Below are 26,140 nucleotides of genomic sequence, written 5' to 3'. Positions count from 1 at the left end.
ATTCCAAATAAAGTCAGTCAATTATAATTAATTTAGGTAAAACATTAGGGGAATGTTGTGAAGCAAACTCAGCGACATGATGCAATAATCGAGCTGGTGCGTCTTCAGGGTTATGTCAGCACTGAAGAGCTAGTCGAACACTTTGACGTCAGCCCACAAACAATCCGGCGTGATTTGAACGAATTGGCCGACAAAAATAAGATCCAACGTCATCACGGTGGTGCTGCTTTACCCTCCAGTTCCGTCAACACGGCTTACCATGACCGCAAGATTATGTGGTCAGATGAGAAAGCACGCATCGCCCAACAAGTTGCCACCCAGATCCCAGATGGTGCAACCCTGTTCATCGATATTGGCACCACACCAGAAGCTGTAGCCCACGCATTATTTAATCATCGCGATCTGCGGATTGTCACCAACAACCTCAACGTTGCAACCCTGCTCATGGGAAAAGAAGATTTTCGCCTGATTCTGGCAGGTGGCGAAGTACGATCCCGTGATGGTGGCATCATTGGTGAAGCAACGCTGGATTTCATCTCCCAATTCCGCCTTGATTTCGGTATCCTTGGCATCAGCGGCATTGACTCTGATGGCTCTCTGTTAGAGTTCGACTACCATGAAGTCAGGACCAAACGCGCAATTATCGAAAACTCGCGCTGTGTTATGCTGGTTGCAGACCATTCCAAATTTGGCCGCAGTGCCATGGTTAACCTCGGTAACATGAACCTGATCGATTTTCTGTTTACGGATAAAGCACCACCATCCAACATCCAGAAAATCATCGAACAACATAACGTTAAACTGGAACTGTGTTAAAACCGGGGTCATGTTAGTTATATTTTGTTTATGTCCCGCCTAAAAAACAGGTGGGCTACTCCAGCCCCTGTTTTTCCTGTTCACAACTTCAGACACTCTTCCTTGTATCCTCACAGTAACTCACTACCTCTGATTTGCTTATGACAATTTCCTTATTAATCTTATATATAAGATAGCTATTTGTTATCTGCGTCATGAAAACATTTTTTTCTAGTTAATAGTTGGCGATTGATGAATTTTTGATTACAATCCATGAGCGAAAACGAACATTAAAGAACTGTTTCGAACATTTCAGAGGGTATGCAATGGAAACCAAAGATTTAATCGTTATTGGCGGCGGAATCAACGGCGTTGGTATTGCGGCAGATGCTGCTGGCAGAGGACTTTCTGTCCTGTTGTTAGAAGGCCAGGACTTAGCCAGTGCCACGTCATCAGCCAGTTCCAAACTGATCCACGGTGGCCTGCGCTATCTGGAACATTATGAATTCCGTCTGGTCAGTGAAGCACTGGCAGAACGCGAAGTCTTACTAAAACTGGCTCCCCACATTGCATTCCCAATGCGTTTTCGTCTTCCACACCAGCCACATCTGCGCCCGGCCTGGATGATCCGCATTGGTCTGTTCCTTTATGATAACTTAGGTAAACGTGTAAGTTTGCCGGGTAGTAAAGGGCTGAAATTCGGTGCAAACTCAGTTCTGAAACCTTCCATTAGCCGTGGCTTTGAATATTCTGACTGCTGGGTTGACGATGCACGCCTGGTCGTACTGAATGCTCAGGAAGTTCAAAAAAATGGTGGTGAAGTCCGTACCCGCACTCAAGTTACCCGCGCATGGCGTGAAAATGACTACTGGCTGGTGGAAGCCAAAGATCTCGTCACTGGTGAGACCGAAACATGGCAGGCAAAAGGTCTGGTTAACGCGACTGGCCCATGGGTTAAAAATTTCTTTGATAACGGTCTGCAACTGAAATCACCTTATGGTATCCGTCTGATCAAGGGCAGCCACATCGTTGTACCTCGTGTTCACGATGAACCTCAGGCCTATATCCTGCAAAACGAAGATAACCGTATCGTGTTTGTGATCCCGTGGAATGATGAATTTTCCATTATTGGTACAACAGACGTTGAATACAAAGGTGATCCCAAAGAAGTCAAAATCGACGATCAAGAAATTGATTATCTGTTGAAAGTTTATAATGATCACTTCAAGAAACAACTTAGTCGTACTGATGTGGTCTGGACTTACTCCGGTGTGCGCCCACTATGTGATGATGAATCCGACTCACCACAGGCTATCACCCGTGATTACACGCTTGATGTTCAGGATGAGCAGGGACAAACACCACTGCTGTCAGTCTTCGGTGGCAAACTAACGACTTACCGTAAACTCGCCGAACATGCGATGGATAAACTGGCACAGTATTATCCGAACGCCGGCAAAGCGTGGACTAAAAATGGCAAACTGCCGGGCGGAGAACTAGAAGGCCATGACCGCGATGGATACGCACGTTTACTGCGTCAACGCTATAATTGGTTGCCAGAAGGAGTGGCGCGACGTTATGCCCGCACTTACGGCAGCAACAGCAACATCATTTTGCATGGTGCAAATGAGCTGGCAGACTTGGGAGAATTCTTCGGTCACGGTCTGTACGAAGCCGAGCTGCGTTATCTGGTAGCACACGAGTGGGTCACTCAGTTGGACGATGCAATCTGGCGTCGCACCAAGTTGGGTATGTGGCTGACTGATGAACAAAAACAGCGTGTGGCTGACTGGTTGGCGCAGAACGTTAAATCAACGCAATCACAAGACTGATTTAATCTGACCGATTAAAATGTTTGAAAAATGGCGGTAATCTTTTATCGCCATTTTCTATTTCTACTATAAGAACCTATTGTCACTCAACATCCTCCCAAAAAAGAATCATAAAGTTTCGAAATCAATCATCAATATGTTCTATTAAAATTCTTTGATTTTTCATTTAATTCCACTAGTGGTTCAGAAATACATTTTTACCACTGTGATAGGATATTAAGAGACTGAAAATACAACACGAGATAACTTATGTTAACCATGCGGGAAGCAATAATAAAAGATACCCAACTGTTATCCCAAATGATTGGAGAAAGTTACCGTTTTTATTTTTCTCATTTCTATTTTCAATTTCGATCGATACATCATTTGCTATATTTTTCATCAGTAATAACCCTATGCTATATCAGCACAATCATAAAAAATAAAATCTCAGAACAATAAATATACGCATTTTGTCTTTTCCTACAGCAGAATGGAATAAAATTTAATAGGATTAAAATAAAAAATGTAATCATCCAATTAATTACTTTGCGGTAGGACAAAGAACAAAATACAATCAAATTGATTCATAAGATGACAAATAGTGCAGCAAAAATCACCACCTAGGCGGAAAAATACAGCAGACATAGAAGTGAGAAACAAGTGATTTCCCTATATTCTCCCATAGTGCTTATTTTTATATCTTCAATGCAAAATTAAAATATATCTTCAAAAGATTGATAATATTAGTTTTTATTATTTTTTAAATTTTCATTTATTTTGTAATTGTGATATTACTCCCTTTTCTTTAATTCGCTTGTTGCGGTTTATGTTCAAATTTATGAAGATAAACAAGAATGGATAAAAACTTGTAATGATGAGTCAAACATTCATTAAAAAAGAGGGGATTGCGCAATCATTTTTGGCTCGTTATCTCCTCTCTGAACAATGTGGCAACCGCCTGAAAACCATAGAATTACTAGCAAAAGAGTGTGGTTTGTCCGTAGGTTTAATGCAGGCAGCATTAAAATCTCTCGAACAATCACAGGCGGTTGGGATTAAGCGTCGTGGTCGGAATGGCAGTTTTCTCTCGCATATTAACCACAAATTGTTGCTGGAATATGCCGATATCGGCAATGTGGTATGCGCAATGCCCCTTCCTTATACCCGTGCTTATGAGGGTCTGGCCAGTGGTTTAAAAGCATTATGTGCAGGAGTTCCTTTTTACTTTGCGCATATGCGGGGTTCGGATATCCGCATTGAATGTTTACTGAATGGAGTCTATGACTTAGCAGTAACATCAAGACTTGCCGCAGAGCAACACCCAGAAATTAAAGATATTTATATTGCGCTATCACTAGGGACACAAAGTTATACAGACAGACATCGATTAATCTTTCGTCAAGGCGAGATGGAATCCATCCGCCGTGTAGGGTTAGACAGTACCTCAGCCGACCAGAAAATAATGACAAATCAGTATTTTGTAGGAAAAGAAATTGAACTGGTCGAGGTCTCTTATCATGAATGTCTGAATCAAATCAAAAAAGGCCACATTGACGCGGCCATCTGGAACGTCGGGCAAGGTCATGAGCTAATTGCAGAGGGTCTGATGACCCAACTTCCCGACGACAGTGAGTGTTTTATCAAAGCTTCCGAAGCCGTTATCCTTGCCCGTAAGGATAATATTCCTATCCAACAGCTTTTGCATACTATGGTTGACAGAGATGCCCTGCTGACTCACCAACAGAATGTGGTAGCGGGTATAATCGAACCCATTTATTGACCAAGCATCAAGCAAAACAAGCAATAACCAAAAAATAAATTCTGACGTGTAACAAAAAGTGATGGTAGAACAACGGTTAGCTATCCTGTTGCAAGGTGGTGTCATCGATAAAGATATCTACGAAAACATGCTTGATGTCGTGCATATTCTGGAAGATATCTGGTTGATCCCTGTCCGTCATCCACAAGGTGAAATGGCGCTTACCCACATGGCAAGTGCTTTCATGCGCTCACGTCGTGGCGAAATCGTTTCCCCTGTAGAAAAAGAAATTCTGGAAAAAATAGAGCGATCCGAATACTACACACAATTACTTACAATTCATCATTCCCTGCTGGAAAAATTTACACTCACCCTACATCCTAATGAAGAAGGCTACCTGTTGATAAATTTATATGGTTTAATACTTGCAACAAAAACTCATTGATCTTTTTTATACTATAAATATTCAAAAAAATGAAGATTAATATTCTTCAAAAATTTTTATTTTTCGCACAGACGGGCTGCCTTGCAGCTATGAAGGGAAATCTATGTTTATTAATGCATTAAAAAAACAGAACCCTAAATTGATTGAGATAGCAAAAAGTCTTTGGCAGCAAGGCGTGATCTTACCAGATACTTACATCATTGATGTCGACCAGGTGTTAAATAATGGCCGACATTTACTGCAAACAGCAAAACAATATGGCATTGAACTCTATTTGATGACCAAGCAGTTTGGTCGTAATCCCTGGTTGACCAAGAAACTGATTGAACTCGGTTATCCCGGTGTCGTAGCCGTAGATTTCAAAGAAGCCTATAGCCTGAGCCAACACGACATACCGTTATGTCACATTGGTCATCTGGTACAGACGCCAACTCACCTGATAAAAACTATGCTTAAGCGTAATCCTGAGATAATCACAGTATTCTCGATAGAAAAAGCTCAGACAATCTCGGATACGGCTGAGAAACTGGGATGCGTTCAGCCCATCATGCTGAAAGTCTTTACTCAACGTGATATATCCTTTACTTGTCAAGAAGCAGGCATTCCCTTTGATGAGATCGACACTGCTGTTGATGCTTTAAAGCAGATGCCGGGTATTAAACTATGTGGCCTGACCCACTTTCCTTGTTTGGCATGGAATGAGCAATATCAGACAACCTTGCCAACCGTCAATTTGCAGACGCTTATCAGAGCGCGGAATAAACTCGCACAACTCGGTGTTTCCCTTTCACAAATCAATGCACCTTCTGCAACAAGCAGTAGCACCATTCCCCTGTTAGCGAAATATGGTGCAACTCACCTGGAACCCGGTCATGCTCTGACCGGAACAATACCTGCCAATGCCATTGGCCGAGAGCCTGAACATATCGCTATGGTTTATGTATCAGAGATATCCCATCACTACGATGGCAACAGTTATTGTTATGGTGGCGGCTATTACAAACGCAGCCACATGAAACATGCATTGGTTTTTCCTGCCAAGAATCAAGAACACAATAGTTCATATAAGACAGTACGCATATTACGGTTAGGTGAACCTTGTATAGATTACCATCTGCCATTAGCAGGCACCCATCCTATCGGTAGTCCAGTCATTATGTGTTTCCGTGCTCAGGTTTTCGTGACCCGCAGCGATGTCGCCTTAATTTCAGGTATTCAGTCAGGAGAACCCAAACTGGAAGGTATTTATGACAGCCAGGGTAACTGGAAAAACAATGGTTATGCCCAATAAGCACTCAATAGAGGTATTACAGTTAATATTATTCCTCCCTTAAATAATGTTATTTTCGCTATAGTCGATTTACAGCATCATGCTGCGTAACTATTTTTTTACGGAATAGTTATGTCTTATTTATGGAATAGTTATGGAATACCAGAAAAAGACTGGGAATACTCCCACACATTCCGCTCCGTATTCCTCATCCAGGATTGATACATCAGGCTACACCTATGTGCATGAGCATTTGCATATTGATCTATCCGAAGCTAAAGGCAACCTCGATTGCCGGTTAGATCAATACGAACTAATTGTTGATGAACTTCGCCACCTGTATACGCTAGGATTACGCAACATTGTGGAAGTCACCAATCGCTACATGGGGCGCAATGCCTCCTTTCTGCTGAATTTGGTACGTGATACCCACGTCAACATCATCGCCTCGACTGGTTATTATAAACAGCCTTTCTTCCCTGCCCATTTCAGCGAATTAAGCATACAAGACATTGCCGAAGATATGATCACTGACATTGAAACAGGTATTGACGGTACGGAGTTAAAAGCCAGCATCATTGCAGAAATCGGCTCCAGTTTCGGGCAAATCACCGCAGATGAGCGAAAAGTATTTGCAGCGGCAGCCCTGGCTCACCATGCAACCGGGTGTCCTATTTCTACTCACACAACTTTAAGCACTATGGGGCGTGAACAATTGGCACTTCTCAGGGAGTTTGGTGTTTCCCCTGAACATGTGGCGATTGGTCATTGTGACCTGAAAGACAATCTGGACACGATTATTCCCCTGCTCGAAGAAGGGGCATGGGTACAATTCGATACCATTGGTAAAAACAATTACTATCCTGACAGCAGCCGCATTACGATGTTGCAGGCGGTTGCCAAACGTGGGCTACTCGACAGAGTAATGCTCTCCCAAGATATAACCCGCCGTTCTCATCTGAAAAGCAACGGAGGAATTGGTTTCGATTACTTACTGACTGTATTCGTTCCGATGTTGCGGGCAGCCGGCTTTACCCAAACACAGATAGACCGAATGTTACGTGACAACCCTGCACAATTCTTCCGGCATCACTTTTTCAATAAGCTTTTTTCCAAAAAATAAACAATATCTTATAAAAGATAATTTAAAGAGAGGGATAACAACATGAAATTTGTCGTTGGTGGACAAATAGAAAAAGAAAAAATAGCCGAATGTATCCGGCAACTGGCAGGAGATAAAGCGACCTCAATTGTCATCATGAATGATATCGAAGCATCTATGGCGATTAAGAATGGCGAAGCCGATTACTATTTTGGTGCCTGTAATACCGGAGGAGGTGGAGCACTGGCAATCGCCATTGCACTTATCGGTTTAGATCTCTGTGCCACTATTGGCATGCCGGGAAAAATCTTACCGGACGATGAGATTATTGCTCATGTGAAAGCAGGTAAAAAAGCGTTTGGTTTTACAGGGCAAGATATCGATATTGTTCTGCCAGTGATCATTAACACGATCATTTCTCAGTGAAGGAGCATATCATGCAACATTTTCATGATTTCCTGATGGGATTGATGGAGGTCGATCCCTTTAAAGCAGGATTACTGGCTGCAATTGGTGCGATTGCTGCCATGATGGCAAACCGTGGTATCGCCGTTTTCCATGATGGTCTGCGTCCACTGCTTCCTGAATATCTTGAAGGGCGGATGAGTCGTAAAGCGCTCGCTGCGACGAGTTTTGCCTTAAGCATCGGTCTGGTTGTGGGATTTGGTATTCCCTTTTCGCTGACAGCACCAATCGTACTGGTTCACAGCCTGCTGCTCGGCACGGATATGATTGGTATCTGGTGTGCCAACAGCCGCAGAGGGTTTATCGCATCAGGTATCATCGGCGCGCTGTACGCCATTGCCTTACTGGCAGGGCTGCGTTCAGTGGTGGAACTCTTTGCCATGCTGCCGGTTAATTTCACTGACGACCTGAAAAAAGTCGGCGATCCGATTGTGGCCTGTTTTGCCCTGTTCCCTGCGATGGTCGTCGGCTACCAATATGGCTACCGCAAAGGGTTGTTAGTGATGTTAACCGCTCTGATTGGTTATCTGGCGACCAAAGCCGCTGGCCCGCTCAGTTTTGGTGGCTTAATCGAAAAACCTGTCAGTGTCGATCCGAATGGGGCTGCTTTGCTGCTGTCGATGATCGCAATGTTCTACTTTGCCATGCGTGAACGTCCGGCACATCTTGCAGATAATACACCATCAGCAAACCAAACCTCAGCAGCACCAAAAGGTGCTAATGAAATCTTAGTGGGACTATTTTCGACCCGTATTGAACGTATTCAGAAAAACAAATGGCTCCTCATCCTCTGTGGTGGTCTGACTGCAAGTGCGGCTACCATGTCTTTCAGCCTGCTGGCAGAAGGCCCGGTATCACTGCAATTAATGGCACAAGATGAGCAAACCAACGCCCTGCTGGTAGCACTGGCTCGTGCTATCGGGTTTGTTCCGCTGGTCGGTACGACGGCAATAGCCACTGGTGTTTACAGTCCAAATGGAATGAAATTCGTCTTTGTGGCAGGTCTGGCAACCAATAACCCTTGGCTCGCCTTTATTGCAGGCGGTTTCACTATGTTTATTGAGATCCAGTTGCTGGCGAAAATTGCAATCTGGCTGGATAAATACCCCGGAGTTAAAGCCTGTAGTGGTCACATTCGTACCGCGATCACCAAAATGCTCGAAGTCGCCCTGTTGGTTGGTGGTATGATTGCTTCCAACGCCATTCTGCCGGGTATGGGCTTTATGATCGTAGCAGGTATCTACTTGCTCAACCGGACTTCCAAACGTCCTTTGGTTGAAATGGCAATCGGCCCGATTGCAACCATTGCGGTAGGTATTCTTGCCAACGTGCTCTATTTAGCAGGAATAAATTAACAGGAATAAAGTGAGAGAATGAAAACAGCGCCATTGCAAAGCTATCCACTGAAAAGTATGACTATGACACAAGCCCAACAGCAGCAATTTAAACTGGTGGATATTATCTGTCGTCACTTTCCCGGAGCTGATTTTCTCTCACAAGGGGATCTGGGCTTAGTCCCGGATCTCCATCAACCCCGGATGACTCAGCGTATTGAAACGGTAATCGCCGAGTACTTCGGGGCTGAAGCAGCAGCCTTTGTCAATGGTGCAGGAACCGGCGCTTTACGTGCCGGGCTGGCGGCACTGCTTCGTCCTCATCAGACATTACTGGTACATGATGCACCCGTTTATCCCACAACAAAAACATCAATTGAACAAATGGGTCTTAATGTTGTATATGCCGATTTCAACTGTACAAACCAACTAAAGACCAGCATTAAGCAATATCAGCCATCAGCCTGCCTGATCCAGCATACACGGCAAAAAATCGATGATTGCTATGCCCTGCAAAATATCATCTCCACCTTAAATCAATATCACATTCCCTCATTGGTAGATGACAATTATGCCGCAATGAAAGTGCCACATATTGGTTGTGAATACGGCGCAACACTTTCTGCCTTTTCTTGCTTCAAATTACTGGGGCCACAAGGCGTAGGCATGGTTGTCGGCCAACAGGCTGTGATTGATAAACTACGCCACGGCATGTACTCCGGTGGCTGCCAGATTCAGGGTTATCAGGCGATGGAAGCATTACGTGGGTTGGTATTCGCCCCGGTCATACACGCAGTACAGTCTGAAGTGAATGAATCTCTGGTGACAAGGCTGAATCTGGGTGAAATACCACAAGTGAAGCGGGCATTTATCGCCAATGCTCAGTCAAAAGTCGTCTTAGTGGAATTTTACGAACCTATTGCGGATGCAGTGCTGGCCACCGCACACACATTGGGTGCATTACCTTATCCCGTCGGTGCCGAATCGAAATTTGAAATTCCCCCACTGTTTTACCGAATTTCCGGCACATTTCGTCAGGTGGATCCCACCCTGGAGAAACGCATGATCCGTATCAACCCTAATCGCAGCGGAGCCGAAACAATTATTCGTATCTTGCAGGCAAGCTGTCGGTTGAATATATCCGGGAAATATCTTTAAATAGAAAAAGCAACAAATAATTCCCCCTCAGTGATTTGTATTATATTTCCTAATTAAATATCGGAGGCGTCGTCATGCCTAAAAATATTATATTTTTATATGGAATGTGCAATGAAATACGCAAATACATTAATGAATCAGTCACTCCAGGACGAGAGAACATTAATAATGAAAATATTTATGTTTCTATTAACTCATTAACAACAACTTTAGGATTGGAAAGAGAAAGAGGAATAAAACAATTTTTTGAAAATACATTGAAAGTCAAAAAACATATGAGTTCCACTCATAAATTACTTGTCAATGACAACATAAAAAAATCACTTCAGAATCCCCATAAAAATATATTAATAGAAAAAGGCATATCAAAAATATTATTGGAAAATTGGTTACAATTTTTATATCAGAATAAAAACAGACTCTCTATCAGCCAAAGTCTTAGCAGGAAACAGGCAAAATCATCAATAAAAGGGGATTACAGAGCAAGATTTCTCAATAAAAATATCACTAACTCACACCCTGACCTCATCGTACCGCATTATACTGATCTTGATGAATCCTATGATACCGATGAAGAACAGCTATTCACCCATAATCACTTCCCTGCAATTAATGCCGCCTTTAACACATTCATCACCCAAGGAGACGATGCAGGGTTTAACTTCCTGATAAACCTTGAAGCAGGTATGACGATATACCCAGATTTGCAAGAAAATGTCTATATTGTACAAAGTTTCGTGACCGCATTCTTAAGGAAAGCCAGTAAGCTGGCCTTAGAATGGTTAGACACTGAAATAAATCGTTCCACCTCTCCTATTAGCGGCCTCAGATTCATCACCGATTATGTTGCAGAAAGTGTCCACGATTACCATCCAGCTACATTACATAATATTCACGCCTATCATCATCCATCTGGCTCAACTTATCTTAATGCCGGGAATAATTACTATCCGATTACTTTCTCTGAAAATCGGGCTTTTGAAAATCAAAATTTCATGGAAAAAAATCTGCAAATGACCCAGGTTACTATAAACATAAATGAGGTAGTCAAAGCGCAACGGGACAAAGCGATTAAAAACAAAAAAACTCAGGTGTTAAGAACAAGAATTCTTAATAGAAGAGGAAGATTCACATAAAAGAATCTTGCTTGTATGAATAGATCCTCATTCAATCTTCCCATAGAATTCAGGAGGCCGCTATGTCTTCACCACTAAAGATCTTGCCAAAATTTTTTCAGAGGACAGCAAACGTGCCTTTGAAGCCGGCCTGCATCGTCTCGTCAAGCATGGTGTATTATCACGTGCTTATAAAGGCATCTACGTAGCAAAACAAGCCGCCTACCGTGACCTAAAACGAGTGGGTAGGAATACGCATTTAGTTGAGAGGGGATAATCTATGAAGATTAATCGTGCAGATTTCTCACAACTGGTCGACCGCATTTTGCAAAATGGCCAAATGACACATATGCGACCCGTTATTGAAAAAGAACTTCTCCATTATGATCCTATTTTGTCTTGAGCAAAGTGGGTTACTTGATGACCTTGTTTTTCAGGGAGGAACGTCTTTACGCCTATGTTACGGGGGCAACCGTTTTAGTGAGGACTTAGACTTCGCTGGCGGAAACAATTTCTCATCCAACCAATTAACAGATATGAAGCAGTGTATTGAAGATTACATTGGAACACGATATGGCTTAGAAGTAACAGTAAAAGAACCAGAAACACTGAAACAGCAGCCTGAATATTCTGAACTTAAAATCAGCAAGTGGCAGATTGCTGTGATTACTTCCCCCGATAGAAAAGATTTACCTAAACAACGCATTAAGATTGAAGTTGCCAATATTCCTGCTTATACCCGAAATATTTTACCATTACGTAATAACTACGATTCTCTGCCAGATGGTTACATTGATACATGTCGAAAATTCAAAAAGCTGCAACTTTCGCTCTCCGACAATAATGACCAACCCGAATTCAGAATGTAAAAACTGGCCTGAGGAATTCAACACTTTGTTTTATTAATATCGTTCCCCAGGCACTTTATCTCTCTTATTCAGAGCATATTAACGAGTTACGGGTTACGGGTTAAACATAATCCCTCTGTTGCCGTTCCACCAGTGTGAGGATGCTGTAAAGGGCGACAGGCTGCTGCTCCTGATTCAAAACCTGTACATCCCAAATGACAACACCTTGTGGCTTGTCATCCGGGGTCTTCTGAACTTTCTTGATCTTCTTCTTGCAGGTCAACCGAACCTGAATCGTATCGCCAATCTTCACCGGCTCAATAAACCGCAGGTTTTCCATACCGTAGTTCGCCAATACCGGCCCGACCGGTGCATCAACGAACAGCCCGGCAGCAGCCGATACAACAAAGTAACCATGCGCTACTCGCTCACCAAACAGGGATTCAGCCGCACCAATTTTATCCATATGAGCATAAAAATGATCACCGCTCAGACAGGCGAAATTAACGATATCTGCTTCCGTTACCGTCCGGCGAGCAGTCAGCAAACTCTCCCCAATCTCAATTTGTTCAAAATACTTACGGAACGGATGAACAGGATCTTCCTTCACTTTCGCACCGCGCACCCACTCACGACCAATTGCCGCCAGCATACTTGGGCTGGCCTGAATTGCAGTGCGCTGCATATAGTGTTTTACCGCACGCAATCCACCCAGCTCTTCGCCACCACCAGCACGTCCCGGCCCACCATGTACCAGCATAGGTAGCGGAGAACCGTGCCCTGTGGACTCCGCAGATGCCGCCTCATCCAGAATCAACATACGGCCATGAGCACAAGCTGTTGCCCGGATAACCTGCATCGCAATTTGCTCATCTGCCGTGACCAATGAACCCACCAGACTTCCCTGCCCCATCAAGGCCAGAGCAATCGCCTGTTGCGTGTCGTGATAAGCCATCAAAGTGGAAACCGGTCCAAAGGCTTCCGTTTCATGCACGACCTGATTGGTGATCGGATCTGCACAATAAAGCAAAGTTGGCGGGTAGAATGCCCCATCACTGTGGGTATTATTTGCCAACACTAACTTATCCAACGCACCACCACACAATAATTCACAGCCACTGTGTAACAACTCATCAACCTTCGATTGGACTTCACCCCGTTGTTCAAGGTTGATTAATGCCCCCATACGTACATCCGGTAAAGCAGGATCACCTACCACTACACCAGACAGACGTTTAAGCAGCGCTTGTCTAACCACCTCAAGTTGACTGACCGGCACAATAATACGCCGGATAGCCGTACATTTTTGCCCTGCTTTTACCGTCATCTCACGGACAACTTCCTTAATGAACACACCAAATTCGGGCATTTCCGGCGTGACATCTTCCCCCAGAATGCAGCAATTAAGAGAATCTGCTTCCATCGTGAATGAAATGGATTTTTCAATCAGCCGTGGATGAGCTCTCAGCTTCTGTCCAGTCTGGGCTGAACCGGTAAAAGTGACCGCATCCTGATAATCAAGATGATCAAACAGATCACCAATTCCACCGCATATCAGTTGCAATGCACCTTCCGGCACTAAGCCACTGTCGAGGATCAATTTCACCATCGCCTGTGTCAATTGTGCTGACGCTGTCGCAGGTTTAATGATGGCCGGCATACCCGCCATCCAGGTCGGAGCCAGCTTTTCCAACATTCCCCAGCAAGGGAAGTTAAACGCATTGATATGTAGCGCAACGCCGGGACGAGAGGTCAGAACATGACGAGCGACAAACTGGGACTGTTTCGAAAGTGGGATCATCTCATCTTCCGGCCACAGAATATCATCCGGTAACTCACGTCCTGCCAGACCCGCATAGGAAAATAATGTTGCGATGCCTCCTTCAATATCGATCCAGCCATCCGAACGGGTCGCGCCGGTTTCTGCTGAAATAACATATAAGGCTTCTTTGTTAGCAAGCAGATGCTTTGCAACGGCTTTCATCATCTGAGCCCGCTGCTGAAATGTCATAGCCGCGAGAGCTTTGCCTCCTTTTTTTCGGGCATAACTTAGACTATCAGCCAGTGGCAGCCCATCTGAACATACCTGATACAAGGCCTTACCATTTACTGCATGGTGAATAGTTCTGGCATTACCTTTCCCATAAACCCAGGCACCACATATATAACTGGTTAACTGTTGCATTTTTTTCTCCACCGATTGTATTAATGAATCATCATTAACTACATCTACAACATTTATGTATCACATAATCCATGAAAAAGACCATCTGGTAAATTAACAAAATTAGAACATTTCAGGGGCAACGTATGTCAATATCCTTACATTTCCCTGATAATAAAAATTAATCACGGCTTTTTTTAAAAATAAAAAGTAAATATTGTGATGCGCTCGACAAATATACAGACAAACCGTTTGATATTTTTGTTACCGGTTTGTAGATTTACAGTTGCATTTAATGATTCATTTTTATATTTAAAACTTAAAAATAAGAATCATATGTGGAGCGCATATGACAACTGTTCAACTCCAGGCGCACTTTGACGCCAAGATAGAGGCAGATCTTTCCATTGAAGCTAAGGACTGGATGCCCGATACCTATCGCCAAAACCTGATACGTCAGATTGGTCAACACGCACACTCGGAAGTTATCGGCATGTTGCCGGAAGCCAACTGGCTCACTCGTGCCCCCACACTGCGCCGTAAAGCGGTGTTATTAGCAAAAGTACAGGATGAAGCAGGGCACGGGCTTTATCTCTACAGTGCCGCAGAAACACTTGGCTGCTCTCGTCAGGACATCTACCAGAAGCTGCTGAATGGCAAGATGAAATATTCATCAATCTTCAACTATCCCACCTTAAGCTGGGCCGATGTCGGCGTCATTGGCTGGCTGGTGGATGGTGCTGCGATTGTTAATCAGATCGCCCTGTGCCGGGCATCTTACGGCCCTTATGCCCGTGCTATGGTCAAAATCTGTAAAGAAGAGAGTTTCCACCAGCGGCAGGGATATGAGGCGGTTATGACATTAGCAAAAGGTAACGAAGCTCAGCGTACTATGCTGCAAGATGCCATCAATCGATTCTGGTGGCCGACTCTGATGATGTTCGGCCCCAATGACAGTGATTCTCCTAACAGTGCCCAAAGCATAGCCTGGAAAATCAAACGGTTCAGTAATGATGAACTGCGACAGAAATTTATCGATAACACCGTCCCCCAACTGGAAGCATTAGGCATGACCGCTCCCGATCCGGCGTTGACCTGGGATGAAACCACCGGCCATTACCGTTTTGGTGAAATCAATTGGGATGAATTCTACCAAGTGCTCAAAGGGCGGGGCATATGCAATCACGAACGTCTGGAAGCCAAACGCCGTGCATGGGAAAACGGGGGTTGGGTACGTGAAGCGGCTTCTGTCCATGCCAAAAAAATGGCTGCCAAAAAACAGGCTGTTTCATCCGTTACGTGATCAGTACAGATTCGGAAAAGGAGACAAAACATGAACGATACCGATTGGCCACTGTATGAAGTCTTTATCCGCAGCAAGCAGGGGCTGACTCACCGTCATGTCGGCAGCCTCCATGCAGCAGATGATCAAATGGCACTGGAAAATGCACGTGATGCCTATACCCGACGCAATGAAGGTTGCTCTATCTGGGTGGTGAAATCCATTTATCTGGTTGCATCACAACCAGAAGATCGCGGGGCTTTTTTCGAACCCTCAGAAGACAAAATCTACCGTCATCCGACTTTCTACACGATCCCTGATGGTATTAAGAATATGTAAAGGTGAGACATGAATACATCTCGTGTTGCTTCACCCGGCCAGACGCGTTTTAACGATATCCTTGTTAGCTACGTACTGCGTCTGGCAGATAGCCCGCTGATTCTGGCACAACGCCTGTGTGAATGGTGTGGTCATGCACCAGAGCTGGAGATTGACTTAGCGCTGTCCAATATTGGTCTCGATTTACTGGGGCAGGCACGTAACTTTCTCAGTTATGCCGCCACGCTTTACGGAACAAATCACGGGACAGATGTTGATGAAGATAAACTGGCTTTTGGTCGTGAGGAACGAGAATTCCGCAATCTTTTGCTGGTGGAGCAACCTAATGGTGGCTTTAACGATACGTTGGCACGCCAGTTTTTCATTGATGCCTATCACGTCTTACTTTATCAGGCATTAGGGCAGAGTCAGGACTCTCAGTTAGCCGCCATCAGCAATAAATCATTGAAGGAAGTGGAATATCACCTGCGTTTCAGCCGTGGCTGGATGATCCGTCTGGGAGATGGCACAGAACAAAGCCACGAGAAAATGCAAGACTCTGTCAATCAATTGTGGCGCTTTACCGGCGAACTCTTCCACTGTGATGAAGTGGAACAACAGCTTGCTGAGGTCGGAATTGCCATCGATCCCCGCACACTATATGAGCCGTGGCAACAAATCGTCAAAGAGACCTTTGCGCAAGCCACGTTAGACATACCACAGGAAATACCTTATCGACAGGGTGGCAAACAAGGGCAACATACAGAACATTTGGGTTACATACTGGCAGAAATGCAGTTTTTGCAACGGACTTACCCAGACTGTAACTGGTAACTGGGGCTGATAACTAAATCCGATAACCAGACTCAATGAGATTAGGGGAAAGTGATGGAACAGCAATTCAATACGTTGCAATTAAATACGTTGCAACTAAATACGTTGCAACTAATAGTATTGCAGCAGCCGGAAGTCCATCAGATCTGGCAGTGTTTACATCAGATTGCCGATCCAGAATTGCCAACACTATCTATTACCGACCTCGGTATGGTACGGGCTGTTCTGCCTTTCCACACTGAGCAAGCCGGTCAAACAGGCTGGCAGGTGATATTCACCCCGACTTATTCAGGCTGCCCGGCGACAGAATTTCTGGTCAATGAAATCCACACAACACTGACTCAGTCAGGGTTCTCGCCAGTGCATGTCGATGTGAGTCTGAGTCCGGCATGGACAACTGACTGGATGAATGCAGATGCCAGACAACGTTTACGTGAATCCGGTATCGCGCCGCCGCAAGGCTCAGCCTGTGAGAAACCGGCAGATACAGAATCCATCATCTGCCCCCGTTGTAGCAGTCATGAGACGGAAAAAATCAGTGAATTCGGTTCCACCGCCTGCAAAGCGCTTTATCGCTGCCGACAATGCCTGGAACCCTTCGATTATTTCAAATGTATTTAATTTTGCATGTATTTAACAAGGGAGCAGCAGATGACTATTCTTCATCGTCCCGGTTCTCAACAAAAACAGCTTCAACAGGAACAATCTTACCGGACGCAACTCCGGCGGACACCGTTTCAGCGAACGCAATTTCATCGCTTACGTATTACCGCTATTGAGCGGGAGACCCCTGATTCTGTTGCAGTCACGCTGCATGTACCCGATAAATTAAGAGAATTCTTTCACTATCAACCCGGTCAGCATCTGACACTCAAAGCAAAGGTAGATGGAGAAGAGCTACGCCGCTGTTACTCCATCTGTAGTTCACCACTGGATAATGTATTGCAAATCGGCGTCAAGGCCGTTTATCAGGGGCGCTTTTCCACCTTTATCAACCAACAATTGAACGTTGGCGATGAATTAGACGTCATGCAGCCACAAGGTAATTTCGGTCATCGTCCTGATCCTGATACGCGGAGAAATTATCTGGCTATTGCAGCGGGTTCCGGGATTACGCCTATCCTGTCGATTATCAAAAGCACTCTGGCACTGGAGCCAGAGAGTGCTTTTACTCTGATTTATGGTAATCGTACCAGTCGCTCGGTGATGTTCAAAGAAGCACTGTCTGATCTCAAGAACCGCTATCTGCAACGTTTTCAGATGATATACCTGTTCAGTCAGGAAACTACTGACAGCCCGCTGTTCAACGGTCGTATCAATGCAGAAAGTCTCTTACGTATCGGCAAAACCCTGCTCACATTTGCACAGTTTGACCACGCCTTTCTTTGTGGGCCAGAAGCTATGCTGGATGATGCCAAAATAGCACTTGAGCAGGCGGGCATGCCGTCTGAACACATTCATAGTGAACGTTTCAACACGGGGAATCGTCCCCTTTACTCCACTTCCCGTCCAGACAATCTGATCGAACGCAATGAAACCCGTGTCGAAATTCATCTGGATGGCCGCATCTTGAATATTGTCATGAACGCTGAGGATAACAGCATTCTTGATGCAGCCCTGCGTCAGGGAGCAGATTTACCCTACGCCTGTAAAGGCGGGGTTTGCGCCACCTGTAAATGCCGGCTCAAATCCGGTGAAGTGGAGATGGGAGTGAACTACAGCCTGGAGCCGGACCAACTGGCTTCCGGCTATATTTTAAGCTGTCAGTCGTGGCCGAAAGGCGACGGTGTCGTTGTTGATTTTGACGTCTAAGATTTCTCATCAATAAGAAATTTTCAAGAAAAAATGGTCATAAATCAGGAGCCACCATGAACCAAGAATGGATTTTATGTCAGCAGCAACAGCAGGTACGCACACTGACTCTCAACCGTCCGGAAGTGCGCAACGCTCTCAGTAATGACTGTCTGGAACAGCTTGTACAGCATCTGGAGCAGGCAGATACCGATGCCGGCATCGGCGCTATTATCATTACCGGCTCACAGCGCTGTTTCGCGGCGGGTGCCGATCTCAAAGAACTACAGCAGCAGACCGTTGCTACCGCAATAACTGATCGTCGTCCTCAACTCTGGCAACGTCTGAACAATATCAGCAAACCGATAATAGCCGCTGTTAATGGCTATGCGCTCGGCGCGGGTTGTGAACTTGCACTGGCCTGTGATCTGGTGATCTGCGGTGAGAGTGCCCGCTTCGGCCTGCCGGAAATCACTCTGGGATTAATGCCGGGCGCGGGAGGTACACAGAGACTTATTCGCAGTGTTGGCAAGGCCCTTGCCAGCCAGATGATATTAACAGGTGAAGCTATTGATGCTCATCAGGCACTGCAAGCGGGGTTAGTGAGTGAAGTCTGTATCGATAACCTGACGTTGAAGCGTGCACAACAGATAGCAAACCGCATCAGTGAATTTTCGCCACTGGCATTGCGGGCGGCTAAGGCTGCGCTCAGGACTGCACACGAAACCAGCCTGTCACAGGGGCTGTCTGCCGAGCGCCAACACTTTATCGCTTTGGCAGGTACAGCCGACCGTCAGGAAGGTATTTCGGCCTTCCTTGAAAAACGTAATCCAACATTTAAAGGGTACTAGTTAGATGGAAAATGAAAATAAAACCACGATCCTCACTGAAGTTAAAGCAGGTGTCCTTAGCATTAAACTCAACCGTCCCAAATGTATAAACAGTTTTAACGAGGAAATGCACCGGCAACTCAGTGAAGCACTAAAGATCGCTGAACAGGATGAATCGGTACGCTGTGTGCTGCTCTCAGGAGCCGGACGTGGCTTTTGTGCGGGGCAGGATTTAAACGATCGCAACGCTGTTATCAATGTAGGTGGCACTCCTGATCTCGGTTATTCCATTGAAACTTTCTACAATCCGCTGATCCGCCGTCTGACTTCCTTACCCAAGCCTGTGGTTTGTGCTGTACATGGTGTAGCCGCAGGAGCCGGTCTCTCTGTCGCTTTGGCCTGTGACATTGTGATCGCAGCCCGCGACACCAGCTTTATTCAGGCTTTCTGTCGTATTGGTCTGACACCGGATGCAGGCGGTAGCTGGTTCCTGCCTCATCATATTGGCCATGCCCGTGCCATGGGAATGGCTTTGTTAGGAGACAAAATCACCGCTGAACAGGCACTGGAATGGGGAATGATTTGGCAAGTTTTCGAGCCTAATGAGTTAGAGGAGAAAGCCTGGGAAATCGCGCAACGCCTGGCAACCCAACCAACATTCTCTCTTGCGTGTATTAAGAAATCCACTTACGCAGCGGCAAGCAATACGTTAGATGAACAACTTAATCTCGAACGCGATCTACAGCGCCAGTGTGGACACACTGAAGACTTCCAGGAAGGCGTTAACGCATTCATAGAAAAACGCGAACCACAATTCAAAGGGAGATAATCATGAATACGCCTGTACATCATCGTCCAATATTTAATAATTCAATACTCAATGAATCAATACCAGAAGGCCCAATCGCTGTGATTGGGGCAGGCACGATGGGTATCGGCATTGCTCAGGTAGCAGCTCAGGCAGGACATACTGTCCTGCTATTTGATGTAAATAGTGAAGCGGCACAATGTGCGCTGGATACACTCCGCACCCGCCTGCATCAACGTGTCGAAGCAGGCAAGGCAGATGCAGGCAAAACCCAGGCACTGTTGCAACGTATCACTCTGGTAGATTCATTACATTCACTGGAACCAAGCGCACTGGTCATTGAAGCGATTATCGAAAAGCTGGAAGCTAAACAGGATCTGTTCCGCCAACTGGAACCCCTCTGTTCAGAACAAACCATTTTTGCCAGTAACACCTCATCGTTGTCAATTACTGCAATTGCCCGCGTGCTGGAAGCGCCTCAGCGTATGGCAGGACTGCATTTTTTCAACCCTGCACCATTGATGAAACTGGTAGAAATTGTACAGGGGTTAGAAACTTCCCCACAGACAATAGCAACCCTTAAACGTCTCGTGATCGACTGGCAAAAACAGCCTGTCATTTGTCGTTCCACACCCGGTTTTATCGTCAACCGTATCGCACGCCCTTTTTATGCGGAAACCCTGCGTGCACTGGAAGAACAAATTGCTTCTCCCGCAACACTGGATGCTGTTATGAAAAACTCCGGCGGCTTTGCGATGGGGCCATTGCAGCTTACCGATTTAATTGGCCATGACGTTAATTACGCTGTGACCGAATCCCTGTTCCAGGCTTTCTACGGTGATACACGTTTTCAGCCATCACTACGACAAAAAGAGCTGGTGGAAGCCAGTCATCTGGGGCGTAAAAGTGGCCGGGGATTTTATGTTTACGCGGGCAAGGGTTACGCTGACAAAGCACAACAACAATTTATTCCCTCCATTACGGAGATAATGACAGAAACATCGCCGACAGCACTAATATCACCTGAACAAATTAAAATAACCGGTAATTGGTCTGCCCTGCCGCACTTTACCGCGCTGTTACAGCAACACGGATTATTACACCCAAATAAAATTGCTGCTGAAAAAAGCGAAAATATTCAGCTGCCATCACCAGCATTACAGATTGATGACGTTATATTTATGCTGGCAACAGGGAAAATGAGCTCACAACTTACTGATGAAACTGGGATGCCGGTAGTGCAGTTTGATCTATCAGCCAATCATCAGGCTGCTCCGATAATGACGATCAGTGCCGCCTGCCAGAATACTCAGCAACAGACCGCAAAAGTGATCAGCTTTCTGCACGCCCTCAGCAAGCAGGTGATCTTACTGCCGGATTATCCGGCTCTGCTGACCATGCGTACTGTAGCGATGCTGTGCAACGAAGCATTGGATACTCTTAATAAAGGTATCGCCAACGCCGAAGATATCGATCTGGCAATGTGTTATGGCGTGAATTATCCCATTGGCCCTTTGACATGGGGGAGCCAGCTTGGCTGGCAGCACATTTTCAATACATTGGAAAACTTACAACAATTCTACGGTGAACCCCGTTATCGTCCGTCATCTTTGCTGCGCCAACTGGCTGCGGGTTATGTCTCACTGCCACATATCTCACCGCCGCCCCCGTCTGCCCGGCAACATGAACATCAATATAAGAAGCAAAATCATGCCTAATAAAACGAGCAACTCTGCTAAACAACTCGCCCGGCACTACATTGAGACCATGTATACCAAGGATGCTTGCGCCAACCATATGGGTATACACATCGATTATATCGATATCGGAATCGCTCAATTAAGCATGGCCGTTGAGCCTGCCATGCTCAACGGCCATAAAACCTGTCATGGCGGCATCATATTCACTCTGGCTGACACGGCTTTCGCCTATGCCTGTAACAGTGAAGGACTTGCTGCTGTGGCTTCCGCATGCAGTATCGATTTCACTCGTCCGGTCTTTAACGGTGACCAACTCACGGCTATCGCTTCGGTACAACATCAGGGAAAAACGTCTGGGTTATATGACGTCAAAGTTACCAATCAGAATGGCAAAACAGTGGCCTTCTTCCGTGGTCACGCTCATCGCTCTGGTCATTCAGTTTTAGCAGAACCCTCAAAAGTTCTTCCTTCCCAAGCCTCTCTTCCTAAAGCGCATCGGAGAGAAAAATCATGAATCATGCATTTATTTGCGATGGAGTACGTACCCCTATCGGGCGTTATGGTGGTGCCCTTGCCAGTCTGCGGGCTGATGATCTGGCCGCTCTGCCATTACAAGCATTGATGGCACGTTATCCCACATTAGATCAGCAAGGATTAGATTGGCAGGGTATTGATGACGTCATCCTCGGCTGTGCAAATCAGGCTGGCGAAGATAACCGTAACGTCGCACGCATGGCGGTATTACTGGCTGGACTGCCACATTCCGTCCCCGGAACAACCCTCAATCGATTGTGCGGTTCTGGTCTGGAGGCACTGACTTTTGCGGCCCGCAGTATCAAAGCTGGCGAAGCCCATCTGATACTGGCTGGTGGTGTTGAATCCATGACCCGGGCACCATTAGTGATGGGCAAAGCAGAAAGTGCGTTCAGCCGTCAAGCGCAGATATTCGATACCACGATTGGCTGGCGTTTCATTAATCCACGCATACAACAACAATTTGGTACAGATTCAATGCCGGAAACCGCAGAGAACGTTGCAGCCCAATTTAAAATCAGCCGGGATGCTCAGGACGCTTTCGCTCTGCGTAGCCAGCAACGTACAGCTAAAGCTCAGCAACGCGGTATTCTGGCCGAAGAGATCACTCCTGTTACTCTGCCTGATACCCGCAAAAAAGGGGAAACCGCTTTATTTTCACAGGATGAACATCCGCGGCCTGACACCACATTCGAACAGTTGCAAAAGCTCAAAACCCCATTCCGAGCTAACGGCACTGTCACTGCCGGCAATGCCTCCGGCATCAATGACGGAGCCGCCGCTCTGATCATCGCTTCAGAAACAGCAGTTCAACAACATGGGCTGACACCCCGGGCACGTATTGTCGCAACCGCCACCAGTGGTGTTGAACCGCGCATTATGGGGATAGGGCCACTGCCTGCCACTGAAAAAGTACTGACACTTGCAGGCCTGAGCCTGAACCAAATGGACGTGATTGAACTGAATGAAGCCTTTGCAGCCCAGTCACTGGCCGTTATTCGTCAATGGGGATTACCGGATGATGCAGAGCATGTCAACCCGAATGGCGGCGCAATTGCGCTAGGGCATCCGTTGGGCATGAGTGGTGCCCGCCTTGCGCTGACAGCCACTCTTGAACTGGAACGGCGGGCGGGCCGTTATGCCTTATGCACCATGTGTGTTGGAGTGGGACAAGGTATCGCCATGATCATCGAACATATTTCATAAAAGCAACACCTGCATATAACTATAAAAACAGCCTGTTACAACCAAATCAACAAAATGGCGGGAAATGATGAACAACAACATACAAAATTCCAACTCACGCTTTACTCCACACACCAATGCACATTTCGATCCTCTTGAATTTGCTTCATGCGATGAAATTCAGACACGGCAATTTGAGCAAATAAAATGGACGCTGCATCACGCCTATAACAACGTACCAATGTATCAGCACAAATTTGATGACTCCGGCATTCATCCCAGTGATTTCAGACAACTTGATGACATCAAAAAATTCCCTTACACCACCAAGCAGGATCTAAGGGATAACTACCCTTTTGATACCTTTGCCGTGCCAATGGAAAAAATTGTGCGTATTCATGCGTCATCCGGTACTACAGGCCGTCCGACCGTCGTGGGCTATACCCAACAGGACATTGATAACTGGGCAGACTTGGTCGCCCGTAGTCTGCGTTTCGCTGGGGGAACAGCCAAAGATAAAGTACACGTTGCTTACGGTTACGGCCTGTTTACAGGGGGATTAGGTGCACATTACGGTGCTGAGCGTCTGGGTGCAGCCGTGATCCCCATGTCTGGAGGACAAACGGAAAAACAAGCACAACTGATCCAGGATTTCAAACCTGACATCATCATGATGACACCTTCCTACGGTCTGACACTACTGGACGAACTGGAGCGTCAAATGGGAGGCGATGCCAGACAATGTTCCCTGCGGGTTGGTATTTTCGGAGCCGAACCGTGGACGGAAGGGCTACGTCAGGAAATAGAGACACGCATGGGTATCAAAGCACTGGATATTTACGGCCTGTCCGAAGTCATGGGGCCGGGTATCGCGATGGAATCAGTGGAATACGCAGATGGTTCCACCATTTGGGAAGATCACTTCTATCCAGAAGTGATTGATCCGGACAACCTGAATGTACTGCCGGACGGAGAGAATGGCGAACTGGTTTTCACAACGCTGACCAGAGAAGCCATGCCTGTGATCCGCTACCGTACCCGTGACCTGACACGTTTATTACCAGGAACCGCCCGCAATATGCGCCGTCTGGACAGGATCACCGGACGCTCCGACGATATGCTTATTATCCGTGGTATTAATGTCTTCCCCTCACAGATAGAAGAACAAATTGTACGTTTCAGGGAACTGTCACCACACTATCAATTGGAAGTGAACTGCGTAGGTAATTATGACAACCTGACCGTTAAGGTCGAACTGAAAGAACCTAATCAACTCAGTTTCCAACAACGCTGTGGCATTTGCCACCAACTGCATCACCACATTAAATCTATGGTCGGTATCAATACAGAAATCAGCATCGTCAACTGCGGAGACATTCCCCGCTCAGAAGGCAAAGCTGTTCGGGTGATTGATAACCGTCGGCATAGATAATTTTCTACCACTGTTGACTAACTAATTTTATGGAAAGCGGTGGTAGTTTCTCCAAATACACCCCTCAGTTATGCTAATGTCATGACACAGTTTTGGTTCAAAAATAGCAAAATATGACACACAAACTCGACGATTTTATTCAATATGCTCTTGATGCCCAACCGATTAGCGGAACATCGCTGATCATTTCCTTGTATGGCGATGCCCTCAGTCACCGGGGTGGTGAAGTCTGGCTAGGCAGTCTCAGCCTTCTGCTGGAGCCGATGGGATTCAGTGACCGCTTTGTGCGAACATCGGTCTTTCGTTTGCAAAAAGAGGGTTGGCTGGAAGTGGAGAAAATAGGTCGTCGTAGCTATTACCACATCACAGAACGCGGCATGAACCAATTTCGCCATGCGGAGAGTAAAATTTATCTCAGCGAACAATCTGCATGGGATGGCAAATGGGATTTGCTGTTACTGGAAGAAAGCAACAAAGAAGAACGCACCCGCCTGAAAAAAGAGTTGAGCTGGCTTGGATTTGGTCAACTCAACAGTACATTAATGGCTGCCCCTGGCAGCTCACAAAGTGATATTCCGGCCCTGCTCGGAGAACTCAACGCCAGTGACTCTGTTATCTACTTCCGGGCGGATTATCCTTATCCTCGTTCAGAACAGAGCCTGAAAGAGCGGGTATCCGCCAGTTGGTCACTGGATCAGGTCGCTCAGCACTACCATGAATTTATCATCTCATTCCGTCCTTTGATGAAACTATTGCAGGACTGCAACACAGATGAACTGACACCAGAACGCTGTTTCCAACTACGCCTTTTGCTCATCCACTTTTACCGCCGTGTTGTACTACGCGATCCACTATTACCGGATGCCCTGCTGCCTGCACAGTGGGAAGGACAAATCGCCCGTCATTTATGTATCAACATCTACCAACGCATTGGTCCTGCCGCAACACGGTACATCAGTGAACAATGTGAAACCACCATAGGTAAACTGCCCCAACCTGCCGCCGCATATTATCGTCGTTTTGGTGGATTACGCAGCGGATCTTAAGTGCCGTCGGTGATAAAAAATATGGGGTCTGAAATGGCAGAAGCCTAGTGGTTAAACCAGGCTTCGCAGGTTCCTCAAGGGGTAGTATTTGATTTAAATAACCCCTGCTAA

Annotated in this window: 23 protein-coding genes and 2 pseudogenes; 24 read left to right on the top strand and 1 reads right to left on the bottom strand. The window is 46.0% G+C overall.

The window, feature by feature from the left end; genetic code table 11:
* Nucleotides 1–57 precede the first annotated feature (57 nt).
* The 12 genes and pseudogenes from BDD26_RS06575 to BDD26_RS06520 all read left to right on the top strand — a co-directional run.
* Nucleotides 58–816 carry a DeoR/GlpR family transcriptional regulator gene (locus BDD26_RS06575; protein ID WP_038264692.1) on the top strand — a complete coding sequence of 253 codons (759 nt, stop codon included), beginning with the start codon at nucleotides 58–60 and terminating at the stop codon, nucleotides 814–816.
* A gap of 305 nt (nucleotides 817–1,121) precedes the next feature.
* On the top strand, nucleotides 1,122–2,627 hold the full coding sequence (glpD, locus tag BDD26_RS06570) for a glycerol-3-phosphate dehydrogenase (RefSeq protein WP_115825895.1): 1,506 nt from the start codon (nucleotides 1,122–1,124) through the stop codon (nucleotides 2,625–2,627).
* Nucleotides 2,628–3,480: 853 nt separating this feature from the next.
* Nucleotides 3,481–4,389, top strand: a complete 909-nt coding sequence (gene yhfZ / locus BDD26_RS06565; RefSeq protein ID WP_115825894.1) for a GntR family transcriptional regulator YhfZ — start codon at nucleotides 3,481–3,483, stop codon at nucleotides 4,387–4,389.
* A gap of 61 nt (nucleotides 4,390–4,450) precedes the next feature.
* The gene (locus BDD26_RS06560; protein ID WP_115825893.1) at nucleotides 4,451–4,813 is read left to right on the top strand and encodes a PRD domain-containing protein; all 363 of its coding nucleotides are present in this window, start codon (nucleotides 4,451–4,453) and stop codon (nucleotides 4,811–4,813) included.
* A 103-nt stretch (nucleotides 4,814–4,916) separates the two neighbouring features.
* Nucleotides 4,917–6,104 (top strand): YhfX family PLP-dependent enzyme, encoded by a 1,188-nt coding sequence (locus BDD26_RS06555; protein ID WP_115825892.1) that lies wholly within the window; start codon nucleotides 4,917–4,919, stop codon nucleotides 6,102–6,104.
* 133 nt (nucleotides 6,105–6,237) lie between these two features.
* Complete coding sequence (locus tag BDD26_RS06550; RefSeq protein WP_115825891.1) at nucleotides 6,238–7,206, top strand: phosphotriesterase-related protein; 969 nt, start codon at nucleotides 6,238–6,240, stop codon at nucleotides 7,204–7,206.
* 42 nt (nucleotides 7,207–7,248) lie between these two features.
* Complete coding sequence (locus tag BDD26_RS06545) at nucleotides 7,249–7,611, top strand: DUF2620 domain-containing protein (RefSeq protein WP_038264702.1); 363 nt, start codon at nucleotides 7,249–7,251, stop codon at nucleotides 7,609–7,611.
* A gap of 11 nt (nucleotides 7,612–7,622) precedes the next feature.
* Nucleotides 7,623–9,005 carry a YhfT family protein gene (locus tag BDD26_RS06540; protein WP_038264705.1) on the top strand — a complete coding sequence of 461 codons (1,383 nt, stop codon included), beginning with the start codon at nucleotides 7,623–7,625 and terminating at the stop codon, nucleotides 9,003–9,005.
* Nucleotides 9,006–9,038: 33 nt separating this feature from the next.
* The gene (locus tag BDD26_RS06535; protein ID WP_115827505.1) at nucleotides 9,039–10,142 is read left to right on the top strand and encodes an aminotransferase class I/II-fold pyridoxal phosphate-dependent enzyme; all 1,104 of its coding nucleotides are present in this window, start codon (nucleotides 9,039–9,041) and stop codon (nucleotides 10,140–10,142) included.
* 74 nt (nucleotides 10,143–10,216) lie between these two features.
* The gene (locus tag BDD26_RS06530) at nucleotides 10,217–11,278 is read left to right on the top strand and encodes a hypothetical protein (RefSeq protein ID WP_038264708.1); all 1,062 of its coding nucleotides are present in this window, start codon (nucleotides 10,217–10,219) and stop codon (nucleotides 11,276–11,278) included.
* A 67-nt stretch (nucleotides 11,279–11,345) separates the two neighbouring features.
* Nucleotides 11,346–11,534: pseudogene (locus tag BDD26_RS06525) on the top strand (type IV toxin-antitoxin system AbiEi family antitoxin domain-containing protein); the annotation flags it as partial.
* A gap of 3 nt (nucleotides 11,535–11,537) precedes the next feature.
* Nucleotides 11,538–12,054 (top strand): annotated as a pseudogene (locus BDD26_RS06520) (nucleotidyl transferase AbiEii/AbiGii toxin family protein); the annotation flags it as partial.
* 172 nt (nucleotides 12,055–12,226) lie between these two features.
* Here BDD26_RS06520 and paaZ read toward each other — a convergent pair.
* Nucleotides 12,227–14,290, bottom strand: a complete 2,064-nt coding sequence (gene paaZ, locus BDD26_RS06515; protein WP_115825890.1) for a phenylacetic acid degradation bifunctional protein PaaZ — start codon at nucleotides 14,288–14,290, stop codon at nucleotides 12,227–12,229.
* Nucleotides 14,291–14,618: 328 nt separating this feature from the next.
* On the opposite strand from paaZ, the gene paaA reads away from it, so the two are divergent.
* The 12 genes from paaA (at nucleotide 14,619) to paaX (ending at nucleotide 26,029) form a co-directional block, all read left to right on the top strand.
* Nucleotides 14,619–15,572 carry a 1,2-phenylacetyl-CoA epoxidase subunit PaaA gene (paaA, locus tag BDD26_RS06510; protein ID WP_115825889.1) on the top strand — a complete coding sequence of 318 codons (954 nt, stop codon included), beginning with the start codon at nucleotides 14,619–14,621 and terminating at the stop codon, nucleotides 15,570–15,572.
* 30 nt (nucleotides 15,573–15,602) lie between these two features.
* A complete protein-coding gene (gene paaB / locus BDD26_RS06505; RefSeq protein ID WP_038264718.1) occupies nucleotides 15,603–15,890 on the top strand; it encodes a 1,2-phenylacetyl-CoA epoxidase subunit PaaB in 288 nt (95 codons plus the stop codon).
* A gap of 9 nt (nucleotides 15,891–15,899) precedes the next feature.
* Nucleotides 15,900–16,703: a 1,2-phenylacetyl-CoA epoxidase subunit PaaC gene (gene paaC, locus BDD26_RS06500; RefSeq protein ID WP_115825888.1), complete on the top strand. Its 804-nt coding sequence runs from the start codon at nucleotides 15,900–15,902 to the stop codon at nucleotides 16,701–16,703.
* A gap of 105 nt (nucleotides 16,704–16,808) precedes the next feature.
* A complete protein-coding gene (gene paaD, locus BDD26_RS06495; RefSeq protein ID WP_232217470.1) occupies nucleotides 16,809–17,324 on the top strand; it encodes a 1,2-phenylacetyl-CoA epoxidase subunit PaaD in 516 nt (171 codons plus the stop codon).
* Between the two features lie 30 nt (nucleotides 17,325–17,354).
* Entirely contained in the window at nucleotides 17,355–18,515 is a 1,161-nt protein-coding gene (gene paaE / locus BDD26_RS06490) for a 1,2-phenylacetyl-CoA epoxidase subunit PaaE (protein WP_084766475.1), read from the top strand.
* 56 nt (nucleotides 18,516–18,571) lie between these two features.
* Entirely contained in the window at nucleotides 18,572–19,345 is a 774-nt protein-coding gene (gene paaF, locus BDD26_RS06485) for a 2,3-dehydroadipyl-CoA hydratase PaaF (RefSeq protein WP_115825887.1), read from the top strand.
* Between the two features lie 4 nt (nucleotides 19,346–19,349).
* Entirely contained in the window at nucleotides 19,350–20,153 is an 804-nt protein-coding gene (gene paaG, locus BDD26_RS06480; RefSeq protein WP_115825886.1) for a 2-(1,2-epoxy-1,2-dihydrophenyl)acetyl-CoA isomerase PaaG, read from the top strand.
* Nucleotides 20,154–20,155: 2 nt separating this feature from the next.
* The gene (locus BDD26_RS06475; RefSeq protein ID WP_115825885.1) at nucleotides 20,156–21,850 is read left to right on the top strand and encodes a 3-hydroxyacyl-CoA dehydrogenase; all 1,695 of its coding nucleotides are present in this window, start codon (nucleotides 20,156–20,158) and stop codon (nucleotides 21,848–21,850) included.
* Nucleotides 21,843–22,346 (top strand): hydroxyphenylacetyl-CoA thioesterase PaaI, encoded by a 504-nt coding sequence (gene paaI, locus BDD26_RS06470; RefSeq protein ID WP_115825884.1) that lies wholly within the window; start codon nucleotides 21,843–21,845, stop codon nucleotides 22,344–22,346. Before BDD26_RS06475 ends, paaI begins: the two co-directional genes overlap by 8 nt.
* Entirely contained in the window at nucleotides 22,343–23,572 is a 1,230-nt protein-coding gene (gene pcaF / locus BDD26_RS06465) for a 3-oxoadipyl-CoA thiolase (RefSeq protein ID WP_115825883.1), read from the top strand. The genes paaI and pcaF overlap by 4 nt, the downstream gene beginning before the upstream one ends.
* 67 nt (nucleotides 23,573–23,639) lie before the next feature.
* Nucleotides 23,640–24,983, top strand: coding sequence for a phenylacetate--CoA ligase PaaK (gene paaK, locus BDD26_RS06460; protein WP_038264729.1), 1,344 nt, complete (start codon nucleotides 23,640–23,642; stop codon nucleotides 24,981–24,983).
* Nucleotides 24,984–25,096: 113 nt separating this feature from the next.
* A complete protein-coding gene (paaX, locus tag BDD26_RS06455) occupies nucleotides 25,097–26,029 on the top strand; it encodes a phenylacetic acid degradation operon negative regulatory protein PaaX (RefSeq protein ID WP_038264731.1) in 933 nt (310 codons plus the stop codon).
* Nucleotides 26,030–26,140 lie beyond the last annotated feature (111 nt).

It is taken from the genome of Xenorhabdus cabanillasii (genome assembly GCF_003386665.1).
GTDB classification, from domain to species: domain Bacteria; phylum Pseudomonadota; class Gammaproteobacteria; order Enterobacterales; family Enterobacteriaceae; genus Xenorhabdus; species Xenorhabdus cabanillasii.
Note: the sequence above shows the minus strand (reverse complement) of the source record. Positions and strands in the feature narration are given on the sequence as shown.